The 11,395-nt window shown below is 72.4% G+C and carries 6 protein-coding genes; all 6 read right to left on the reverse strand.

From position 1 onward, the window contains the following. Positions 1–87: 87 nt before the first annotated feature. Genes BM236_RS15625 through BM236_RS15650 form a run of 6 tightly spaced genes read right to left on the reverse strand, consistent with a single transcriptional unit; the run spans position 88 to position 11,113 of the window. Complete coding sequence (locus BM236_RS15625) at positions 88–4,590, reverse strand: type VII secretion EssC family protein (RefSeq protein ID WP_091125653.1); 4,503 nt, start codon at positions 4,588–4,590, stop codon at positions 88–90. Then, complete coding sequence (locus BM236_RS19525; protein ID WP_175507706.1) at positions 4,587–5,669, reverse strand: RDD family protein; 1,083 nt, start codon at positions 5,667–5,669, stop codon at positions 4,587–4,589. Before BM236_RS19525 ends, BM236_RS15625 begins: the two co-directional genes overlap by 4 nt. Further along, the gene (locus BM236_RS15635) at positions 5,666–8,053 is read right to left on the reverse strand and encodes a transglutaminase TgpA family protein (RefSeq protein ID WP_091125657.1); all 2,388 of its coding nucleotides are present in this window, start codon (positions 8,051–8,053) and stop codon (positions 5,666–5,668) included. The genes BM236_RS19525 and BM236_RS15635 overlap by 4 nt, the downstream gene beginning before the upstream one ends. Beyond that, the gene (locus tag BM236_RS15640) at positions 8,050–9,345 is read right to left on the reverse strand and encodes a DUF58 domain-containing protein (protein ID WP_091125659.1); all 1,296 of its coding nucleotides are present in this window, start codon (positions 9,343–9,345) and stop codon (positions 8,050–8,052) included. The genes BM236_RS15635 and BM236_RS15640 overlap by 4 nt, the downstream gene beginning before the upstream one ends. Further along, positions 9,345–10,310 carry an AAA family ATPase gene (locus tag BM236_RS15645; RefSeq protein ID WP_091125662.1) on the reverse strand — a complete coding sequence of 322 codons (966 nt, stop codon included), beginning with the start codon at positions 10,308–10,310 and terminating at the stop codon, positions 9,345–9,347. Before BM236_RS15645 ends, BM236_RS15640 begins: the two co-directional genes overlap by 1 nt. A gap of 41 nt (positions 10,311–10,351) precedes the next feature. Further along, positions 10,352–11,113 (reverse strand): hypothetical protein, encoded by a 762-nt coding sequence (locus tag BM236_RS15650; RefSeq protein ID WP_091125663.1) that lies wholly within the window; start codon positions 11,111–11,113, stop codon positions 10,352–10,354. Positions 11,114–11,395: the final 282 nt, after the last annotated feature.

Below are 11,395 nucleotides of genomic sequence, written 5' to 3' on the forward strand. Positions count from 1 at the left end.
GGTCAAGCCTGCAGGAAGAACCTAGAGGGGGCTCCCTTTACTGTCGATGGGGACAACTCCCCACCCTTTGCCGCGTTACGCGGACGCTCACGAGTCCGCCAGCGGGAGCTGGACGCGGTGCACCTTGCCGCCTGCGACCCAGTTGCCACGGCCGGGCGGGAACTCCGAGCGCAGCGCCCGCGGGAACGTCGTCCGCATGATGACGTCGCCCTCGGCGGGGTCGGGCTGGAGCAGGAGGCCGCGGCGCGCGTTCTTGATCTCGGTGAAGATCGGGAAGGCCGAGCTCCACGAGCTGGTCTCCGCCTCGGCGATGAGGAGGTGGTCGGACCGCTTGATCGCCTTGATCAGCTCCACCAGGGCCATGTCGGTCGGCGGGGAGGCGAAGTCGGGGAGCGACTCGACGACGACCAGGTAGCGGTCGCTCGTGCTGGTCGCCACGATCTTGGCCAGCTCGCGGGCGTAGTCGGCGATCTCGGTCGGGTCGGTCAGCGCCTTGTCCCACTCGATCGCCTGCGGGAGCACCGAACGGCGGTTGCCGAAGTAGACCGCGAACACGTCGGGGTCCCAGCGCCGAACGGACCGGGCCAGCACCTTGAGCGCATTGCTGCGGCCGCTCTGCGGCCCGCCGCCGATCAGCATCGCGCCGCTCGGCTCGAAGCCGATCGGCTGCATCGTCTCGTCGCCGACGCCGAGCACGGGCAGGGCACCGACGCGGTCGGGCATCGAGGACTGCGGGATCTCGGTGCCCAGCGACTCGATCAGCACCGGGTGCGCCCCGCCTTGGCGCTCGATCGCGGCGGCCAGCTTGGCGAATGCCTCGGACTGGTCGGCCACGTTGCCCTTGCCGCCGAGGATGGCGATCTGGGTCTCCAGCCCGTCGACGACCGCACGACCCGGCGGCGAGGTCGCCGAGAGCACGTCCGGGTCGGCGTCGAGCATGTGGTACATCCCCTCGTCCGAGAGCCGCAGCACCACGCGGCGCGGCACCGAGGACGCCACCGCACCGGGCACGCTGCCAGGGCGGTCGGCGGTGAAGACGACGTGGATGCCCAGCGCGCGGCCCTCCGAGAGCAGCTGCTGGAAGATGCTGTACCACTGCGCCCGGCCCGTTCCGACCTCCCACTGGTCGCGGAACGCCGGGAAGCCGTCGACGAGCAGCAGGATGCGCGGTTCGTCGGGCTTCTGGGCGATCCGGCGGTAGTCGACGATCGAGCCGGCGCCGACCTCGGGGAAGACCCGGGCTCGCTCGTCGGCGACCGCCCGCAGGGTGCGGAAGAGCCGCGCGACCCGCTCGGTGTCGTCCGCGCCGATGATCGCGCCGACGTGCGGCAGCCGCTCGAGCATCCGCAGGCCACCGGCCGCGAAGTCCAGGCCGTAGACGTGCACCGGGCCGCCGCGGGGGGTCACACCCGCGCCTGCGGCCAGCGTGCGCAGGACGACCGACTTGCCGCTGCCTCCGGTGCCGTAGATCGCCAGGTTGCCGTCGACGTCGGGACGGAACGGGATGACCTCCTGCGCCTGGGCGTGCGGCAGGTCCGCGACGCCGAGCAGCAGCTCGCTGTCGGTCCGGGGCCCGAGCAGGACCAGGTCGTAGGCCTTGCTCAGCTCGTCGAGCCACGGGCGTCGGGCCGGCGGGATCTCGGCGACCATCGCGGCGCGCGAGATCGACCTGACCAGTCGCTGCTGGTCGGTCGGCCCGCTCGGCTCGAGGTGGTCGACCTTGTCGGTGGCGGGCCGCTCCCACAGCTTCTCGGCACCGAACCCGAGCTGGTGCACGTCGATCGTCGGCCGGGGTGGCGTCGCTGACGTGCGCCCGCCGGCGTACGCCGACTGGAACGGCTGCAGCCGGCCCGGCCCGGTCTTCGCCACGCCGCGACCAGGTATCGACGGGTCGAAGGCCGCCGCCTCCTTGGTGCCGATGACGTCGGTGGAGTCGGACTCGTCGGCCATCCGGAGCGCCACCCGGAGGTTGGTGTTGGCGCGCAGGTTGTCCTTGATGACGCCCGCCGGACGCTGGGTCGCCATGATCAGGTGGATCCCCAGCGAGCGACCGCGCTGGGCGATGTCGACCACACCGTCGACGAATTCGGGGACCTCGCTGGCCAGCGCAGCGAACTCGTCGATGACCAGGACGAGTGCGGGCGGGCACTCCGGATCGCCGCGCTTCTCGAGCTCGAGCAGGTCCTTGGCCTTCTTCGCGTTGAGCAGGTGCTCGCGGTGGTGCAGCTCGGCCCGCAGGCTCGTCAGTGCGCGGCGCACCAGGTGGGGGCTGAGGTCGGTCACCAGGCCGACGCAGTGAGGCAGGTGGACGCAGTCCGCGAACGCCGCACCGCCCTTGTAGTCGACGAAGAGGAAGGTGACCCGGTCGGGGCTGAACTCGGCGGCCATGCCGAGCACCCAGGCCTGCAGGAACTCCGACTTGCCCGAGCCCGTCGTCCCTCCGACGAGGGCGTGCGGACCCTGAAGGCGCAGGTCGAGGTGCATGGCGTCGACACCGCCGTGGCCGACCAGCGCACGGAGGTTGCCCGCACGGGGCCGCGGCGTCCCGCCCTTGGTCCGGCGGTCGTGGATCGAGAGGTTCTGCTGCCAACGGTCGACCACGGACTCCGGCGAGTCGGCGAAGTTGTCGCCGAGCAGGGTGACGAGCGGGACCGAGCGGGGCAGGTCGGAGGAGTCCTCGGCCACGGCGCCCTCGTCGACCAGCGCCGCGAGGGAGAGCGCGAACCGGGTCGCATTGCCGATGCTGACGCCCTCTACGTGGACCGGCGTCACCACCTGTCCGTGCCGGACGAAGTGCACGCTGGACTGCTCGAGCCCGGCGCTCACGTCGATGAAGGTGCGGCAGACGGCCGGCAGCCGGTCGGCGCTGGAGGAGACCCACAGCGGGATGACGCCCGCGTCCACGGCCCGCTCGGAGAGCTGGACGAGCCGGGCCCGGTCCGCGGGTGCGCCCTCGGTGATGAGTGCGACGACCACGGGGAGGACGTCGGCCCCCCGGTCGCCGCGTCCGTCGTTCTCCGGCGTGTCCAGACGGCCGCCCGCGCCCGATGCCTTGAGCTCGGACGCCAGAGGACCGCGGAAGTCCGCGTCCTTGTCGGCGAGACGGGTCGCGACAAGCTCTTCGAGCTGGTTGAGCAGCGGGCCCGTGGTCGCGGCGCTGTCGGCCAGGTGCGGCCCCACGATCGGGCTCTGCGGCGAGGAGGTGTGGGGCATCCAGGCGAGCCAGGCGTGGTCGGAGACCTCCTGCGGGCTCGCCATCGCCGTCACGACGAGCTCGGCCGGTGAGTGCAGGCCGGTCAGCTGCAGCAGCAGACCGCGGGCCGCGTCCGAGGCACGCTCGTGGTCGCCGACGACGCCCACCGCCCCGGCGGCCAGCAGGTCCTCCAGCACGGGGACCCCCTCGACCGTCCGATGGGCGTCGGCGACGAAGTCGAGCTTGTCGGCGTACTCGGGGAGGCCGTCGTCGGTGCTGTCGGCCTTGGCGATCGTGTTGCGCGAGGGCAACGAGCCGGACCCGAAGCGCACGTGCAGGAAGTTCCAGTGCTCGGGACGGCGGGTCCACAGCAACGGCCCGTGCTGCAGGCCGGCCTGGAAGATGTCGGCGACAGGAGGGACCTCGCGCTGCCGCAGCTCCCTCTCCCGGGGGATCTCGGTCGCGAGCGCGTCCTGGAGCCGGTCCAGCTGGGTGTCGAAGCGCCCGATCTCGTCGGCCAGCTTCTGCTTCTCCGAGCCCCTCGACATGACGAAGTTGCCGATCAGCATGATCGGCGCCATCGCGACGATGACGAGAGAGGTGGGGCTGCGCGTGATGGTGTACATCATCGAGCCCATCAGGATCGGCGCGAACAGCATGATCCACGGGAACGGTCGCCGGTCGGCCTTGCTCGGAACCCGCGGGCGCGGGTGCTCCACCGCCGGGTAGCGCTCCTCGACCCGCGGCGACCGGGTGAAGCCGATCGACCCGACGTGGATGTCGAGCGCTCGGCCCGTGCCGGGGCCCTGCTGCAGCGGGCTGACGGTCAGCTTGGTGCTGCCCATCTCGAAGACCTGTCCGGGCAGCGCCCGGACTCGGCTGATGACGGCGCCGTCGAGGACGATGCCGTTGGCGGAGTTGAGGTCGACGACCTCGATGATCGTTCCCCCGGCCGAGGGCGTCACCTCGATGCGCGCATGCCGCTTGGACATGAACTGGTCGTGGATGACGACATCGGAGCCGGGCTCGCGACCGATCGAGGTCGAGCCGGCCCGGAGCACGAACTCCTGACCCTGCCCGGGTCCGGACTCGATCCGCAGCAACGCCGCCGCGGCGCCGTCGGCCGCGCTCTCGACCGCGTCCACCACGCGTACGTCGAACCCCGAGGCGAGCTGTGCCTCGCCGATCGCCCGGTCCGGCGGAAGCGGCACCGGCTGGGCACCCGGAAGGGCGACCGCGAGGGTGACCTTGTCGGAGAAGTGCAGCTTCTCCGACGACACCGGATCGGCGTCGAGGAGCTGCCGCGCGACGTCGCCGACCGAGGCGCTCGCGTCGGCGACGACGACGATCTCGGAATCGGCGCCCGAGGCGCGCCGGTAGGTGACCTTGAGCTTCACCCGAGCTCCTCCACGGCGACCTCGAAGGCACCCAGGACGATCACGTCACCAGCGAGCAGCTTGGTCGGCCGCCGACTGTCGATCCTGGCCTCGTCGCCCTTGCGCCGGATCAGCACGCCGTGGGTGGAGTCGAGGTCCTCGACGGTCACCGTGGCGCCCTCGAGCATGAGCAGCGCATGGGTCTTCGAGACGGTGAGGGCCGGGTCGTCCACGCGCCAGACCTGCGCCTCCGGCCGCAGCGCCACGTCGGGGTCGCGGCCGACCAGGACCGGTCCTGTGATGCGCTGCTCGACGCCGACGGCGGGGCGCAGCACCCAGCCCCGGGCGGCCGGCGCGGCGGGCGGTGGGGTCGGGGTGGGCTGCACCACCGGCGGGGCGGTCACCGGGGCGGTCACCGGAGCGACGATCAGGCCGGGCGGAGGCGCGACCAGGTCACCCTGTCCGAGCGGCGCGGCGACCGCCGGCGCGATCGGAGCGACGGAGCCCGGCGGCGGGGCCACGGGCGAGCCGGCAGCCGGCGCCGGCGGAGGCGGCGGCGGCGGGGCCGTCGTGGCCAGGGACGGTCCGGGCGGTGGAGGGAGCGGCGTACGGATCTGGGGCGGGGCGGACGCGGCGGCGATCTCGCCCTCGCGGCCGGCGACGACCTCGACCGACCGGGCGGCCTTGTCGTGCCAGCCCTGTCGTCGGGGATCGCGGATGAGCACCACGAGCGCGACGAGGAGCGGGACCAGGCAGGAGCCGAGCAGCGTGAGGACGACGTAGCGCAGCAGCGCGCGACCCATCCCGAGGGGGGCACCCGTCTGCGCGTCGACCACCCGCGTGCCGGTGAGGTACTTGCCGACGGTGTAGCCGCGCTTGCCCATCAGCCACCACTGCACGATGCCGAGCACGAGCGAGCCGGCCGACCCGATGCCGATGAGGGCGGTGTTCTGCGCCAGCATGGCGGGCGCGACGCCGAGGAAGAGCACGACGAGGGCGACGGTCACGCCGTCGAGGAGGTAGCCGCCGATCCGCGCGCCCACCGACGCGTACGGCGAGGTGGTGCCGCTGGGCTGGGGGTGCGGGCTGGGGGTCGTCATGACTTCTTCCTCCTCCGGAACAGGCGTCCGGCGACGTGGGACGGCATCGAGGCGACGGCGCGCAGGCGGCCCAGGGCGCGCCGCCTGACCTGCGACCACGGGATGGACGCCGGGGAGAACCATGCCAGGGGTCGCCGCCACAGCGGTTGCGACCTCCGCATCCGCTTCACCGCCGTGCGTACGTCGGCCCAGTAGGCCGACACCTCGGCCTCATCCGGCTCGTCGGGACCGAAGACGTGCGCGTCCGCCCGGGACGCGAGCGCGACCGAGCCTCCGCCGGCGAGCCGGGAGTCGAGCAGCGCGCCGTTCTCCTGCCGGGTGTTGCTGTAGGGCAGCTTCACCCCGAGGTCGCGTGCCCGGTCGGCGACCTCCTTCCACGCGCCGCTCAACCGCGTCGTCAGGTCGGTCGCCCGGCGACGCCGGCGCCGCCGGATGAGCTTGATGAGGAGGATGCCCCACAGCGGGGAGGTGAGCAGCGCGACCTTGCCGACGGTGAGCGCGACCGCCGCGATGCTGCCGACCAGGCCCCACAGGTCGAACTTCGACTTCTTGCCGTCGCCCTGCTGCAGGTTGGCGCCGGCCTCCTTCGGTTCGCCGGGCGTCTGCGGCGGCTGGAGCACCTGCGGCTGCGGGTCGTCGTTGGGGTCCTCCTTCGGCCGCTGCAGGATCTGCTTGTCCGGCGGGGTCGGGTCGAAGGCCACCCAGCCCTGATCGGCCAGCTTGACCTCCACCCACGCGGCCATGTCGCGGCCGGCGACGGTCACCGCCGCGGCGGTGCTGTCGGCGGGCGTGCGGAAGCCGATCACGACGCGGGCCGGCAGGTTGCGCATGGCCTGAGCCGCCAGGGCCATCGCGGCGGCGTACTGCTCGTCGTCGCCGATCGGCTGGGTCCCCGTCTTGGTCAGGAGCTGCAGCCGGCTGAAGCCGTGCCCGGCCGGGACGTTGCCGTCCCCGTCGCTGAAGAAGCCCTTGTTCTTGAAGGCGTCGGCCAGGAACAGCAGCCACGCGCCCTCGGCGCCTCCGGTGAACTCGTCGTTGCCCTGCCACTCCTTGACGCGGGCGACGAGCTCGTCGGGCACCAGCTTCGGCGCGGGCAGCCCGACGGAGTGGTCGGCGTCGCTCCCGGTGATCGCCTCGCGGGAGGGTTGCGGAGTGATCTGGGAGTGCATGACGAAGGTCGTCTCCGGCCGCACCATCGTGGTGCTCGCCATCGTGCCGGTCTCCCGGTTGTAGACCAGGCCGCCCTCGGCGGCGCTCGGCTGGCCGGCGATCTCGATGGTGTCGGTCTGCCCCACCGTCGGCACCCACGGGTCGTGGTAGTCGGGGTCGAGCACGGTGACGCTCACCTTCTGCGACCCGCGGTGGGCTCGTGCGTCGGCGCGCAGCCGGCGGAACGTCCCGGAGTCGGAGGCGGCGTCGGGACCACCGGCGACGTTCCACACGATGCCGTCGTAGTAGTCCATCGTCGCGAGCCGGACCAGCGCGCCCTTGCCGAGACCCTCGACGGAGAACATCGGCTTGGCCTTGGCCGCGTCCGAGTTCACGTACTTGCGGTACTTCGACAGCGGGCTCGGGTAGTCCTGCGGGTTGAACGGCGGCTCGACGTAGTCGCGGAGCACCCGTCGCTCGGCGTGCGAGGTCATCGCCGGCGCGGCGGCCAACGCCACCCCGCCCGCGATCGCGACGACGACCGATGTCATCAGCGCGCGGCGGACCCAGCGCGCCTGGACGTGCCGCAGCGCACGCAGGCGGAACCACACCACCAGCGCGACGCCCAGGGCCAGCCCTCGCACGATCGCGTGGTGCGTGTTGACGTCGCCGAAGGCGGCCGCGGTGACGAAGAGCGCCGCCAGTGCCAGGCCGGCGGCAGCGGGCCAGCGCGAGCGCCACAGCAGGACCGCGGCGAGCACCCCCGCCACCATCGCCGAGACGAGCGGTACGACGAGCAGGGCGCCGCTCCTGCCGAGCGGCACGGGTGCGGTCAGGGAGTCGCGCCACGCCTCGACGACGCCGTGGAGCAGCGCCCTGATCGCCGTGGCGTTCGGGCCGATGCCCGAGGTCGCGAGGTCCGGCACGGCGAGGCCCGGCCCGATGACGAGGTAGCCGAGCGCGAGCAGGAGCGCCATCGACCACGGTCCGAGCCGCAGGGCGTGCCCGGCAAGGGCGACGAGGGCACCGAGCAGGAGGCCACCGACGACCGCGACGAGCCAGCGCTGGCCGGCGTACGCGTCCCCGAAGGGCCAGGCCGCCAGCACTCCGACGCCCACGACGAGCAGCAGGTCGAGCAGTACGACGACCGGGGAGCCGGTATCACGACGGCTGCGGGAGCTGGTGGCCGAGACGACGCGCGACTGGCGGCTGCGGCTCCGGCTGATGTCGTTCACAGCGACGCCCGCCTGAGCAGCGAGGACAGCTCCTCGAGGTCCGCGATCGACACGATCGTGAGGTCGCCCATGGTCTTGACCACCGACTCGCCGCCACTGACGCACCTGATGGCGAGCACCCGCATGTCGGAGGGCAGGTGGCGGCGAGCGCGACGGAACTCGGCGACCTCGGTGAGCGACCCGCCGAGCATGACCGCGACGCTGGCGGCGGCGTGCTCGGGGCTCAGGGCGCGGCTGACCTCGGAGAGCCGGTCAGCGGAGCGCGCGTAGTCGACGCCGGAGAGCTGGTCGAGCATCTGGCGCGAGGTGCGGGCCCGCAGCGTCTGGCCGGAGGTGAGCGCGCTGAGCGTCTGGCCGTCGGCTAGGACCTTGATGCCGAGCGAGCCCGCGATCGAGATCGCCAGCTCGAACTCGTCGTCGACCGCATAGTCATCGACCCGCGAGGAGAGCAGGATCAGGAGGTGGGAGCGGCGCGTCTCCTCGAACTGGCGGACCATCAGGCGGCCCGACCGGGCGCTCGTCTTCCAGTGGATGTGGCGGCGGTCGTCGCCCGGCACGTAGTCACGCAGCGCGTGGAAGGCCACGTCCGACTCCGTCAGCTTGCGCACCGAGTTGCCCTCGAGGTCGCGGATGAGGCCGGCGGCCGAGCCCTCCACGCGGACGGTGCGCGGATGGACGTAGAGCAGCTCCTGCTCGGTGAGGTCCTGCTCCCGGCGCAGCAGCGAGAGCGGGTCGGCGCGCACCGACGTCACCGGTCCGACGTCGAGCACGGCACGGCGTGCGGTCGGGATCGCGAAGAGCTCCTCGTGCCGGCCGCCGGTCGGCAGCGACGGCAGCTCGAAGGAGGCCCGGCCGTGCCCGACGGGGAGGTCGACCACGCTCGGGAGGAGGCGGCGGCCGGACGTGTTCGTGAGCACCAGCGCGCCGTGTGCCCGCTCCCCCACGACCACCCGGTCGCGGGACAGGTCCAGCTCCGACTCCAGCTGGTGGGAGCCGAGCACGAACGGCAGCCCGACGAGCAGCAGGACGGCGATGAAGAGCGCAACGGCGACGAGCTCCACCCACCCGGCGGTCCACCCGACCAGGAACGCGACGACGGCCGCGCCGGCGAGCACCCAGGCCGCCGCGGAGACCACGGCAGTCGCCGCACCCCACCGCGAGCGGAGGCCATCGGTGCGCTCGGCGGCCTGCGCCGTCACGCCCTGTGCCGCACCGCTCAGGCGTCGGCGAAGCACCTGTCCCCGACGACGGACCCGCTCGACGCGGCCCCGCTGCGTCTCCTCGACGACCATCAGACAGCGGCCTCCTGGGGCGCCGGCAGCTGGCCGAGGATGCGCTTGAGGACGTCGTTGGTCGTGTTACCCCGGAACTCCTCCTCGGGGTCGAGCATCATGCGGTGGGCGAGCACCGGCTCGGCCAGCGTCTTGACGTCGTCGGGCAGGACGTAGTTGCGTCCGGTGGCGGCCGCCCACGCCTTGCAGGCGCGGACCAGCCCGAGTCCCGCACGCACCGAGCAGCCGAGCAGCACCTCCGGCGCCTCGCGGGTCTCCTGGAGCAGGCGGGAGATGTAGTCGAGCACGGCCGGTTCGACGTGCACCTGACCGGCGAGCTCGATCATGGAGGCGACGTTCTCGGCCGAGATCACCGATCGCACCGGCGCGGTCACGCGACCGTGGGTGCTGCTGAGGATCTGCACGGTGCTCGCGTGGTCGGGGTAGCCGATGGAGGTCTTCATCAGGAACCGGTCGAGCTGCGCCTCGGGCAGTCGGTAGGTGCCGGCCTGCTCGATCGGGTTCTGGGTGGCGATCACGACGAAGGGGTCGGGGACCCGGTGCGTCACGCCGTCGACGGTGACCTGGCTCTCCTCCATCACCTCCAGGAGCGCGGACTGCGTCTTCGGCGAGGCGCGGTTGATCTCGTCGGCGAGGACGACGTTCGCGAAGATCGGACCGGGGTGGAAGTCGAAGCGACCGGTGCCCTGGTCGTAGATCGTCACGCCGGTGACGTCACTGGGCAGCAGGTCGGGCGTGAACTGGATGCGGTTCTGGCTGCCCTGCATCGTCTGCGCCATCGCCCGCGCCAGCGAGGTCTTGCCGGTGCCCGGGAAGTCCTCGAGGAGGAGGTGGCCCTCGGCGAGCAGGCACGTCCAGGCCAGCTGGACGGTCCGGGTCTTGCCGACCAGCGCGACCTCCACGTTGGCGACCAGCTGGCCGAAGGTGGTGGCGAACCACTGGGACTGTTCCGGGGTCAGGGGCATGGCGTGCCTTTCGTGTTCTCAGAGACTCGATGGTGCGCAGGTCAGCGGCAGGCGGCATAGGACCGCCTGACCTTGACCTTCTTGCCGTGCTTCGGGGTGACCTTCGCGGTGATGGTGATCGCGCCTGCGGTGGGCACCCGGATCGCCAGCGAGCGGGCGCGCTTGATCCGCTTCAGGCGGCGGGCCTTGTGGCCGTTGACGAGGAAGGTCACCGAGCTGGCCTTCTTCTTGGCCACCTTCGTCAGCCGTACGCCGGCCCGGCCGGTGCTGCACGACACCGCTCCCGGCAGCGCGACCGCGTGCCGGGCCAGGCGCTTGCCACGCTCGCCCGTGACGGCGGCACCGACCGGCGTCACGGTGCCGCGAAGGGTGGCCGACACGGAGGCGGAGCGACGGCTGTCGATCGGGTTGCGCAGGGACGCATCGGCGCTGACGTTGAGCTGGATCGCGACCGACCAGCCCGCCGGCAGGTAGACCTGTCGGGAGACCGAGCCGACGGACTGCTGGATGAAGAGGTACGTCGATACGTCGGATCCACCGGGTGGGACCAGACCCACCGCCGCCGTCACACCGATCACGCCGGCCCCGCTGGCCGAGAAGGCCAGGTTCAGCCAGCCCGAGGTCGTGATCGGGACCACGGTGAGAGAGCTCTGCTTCGGAGTCGCGCTGGCGAGCAGGCCGCCGCTGCCGCAGGCGGCCGTGGACTTTGCCTGGAACACCGAAAGGCTCGCACTGGCGGTCTCCGCGACGACGAACGACGCCAGGCCGCCGCCGCCGGTCGCGACGGAGGCGTTCGTCGCCATCGCCGACCCTGAGGCGGCCACCGCGTCTCCGTTCGCGTAGATGAACCGAGCGTCGGTGGGCCCGGACAGCGATGTGCTTCCGCCAGTCGGCGGCAGCGACGCGGTCCGGGTCACGTCCGCGGTCGGCGAGATCGTGCAGCTGGGGGTCGCGGAGGCCCTGAACGTCTGCGTCACCGTCGTGCCGTAGGCGACCGCCGCGCGCGCGGGACCAGCCGGCACCACCGCCGACCCAACGGTGCCCACCATGCCGGCCGCGACAGCCAACGCCAGGCCCCGCCGGCG

The organism is Nocardioides terrae, from assembly GCF_900112345.1.
GTDB lineage: Bacteria > Actinomycetota > Actinomycetes > Propionibacteriales > Nocardioidaceae > Nocardioides > Nocardioides terrae.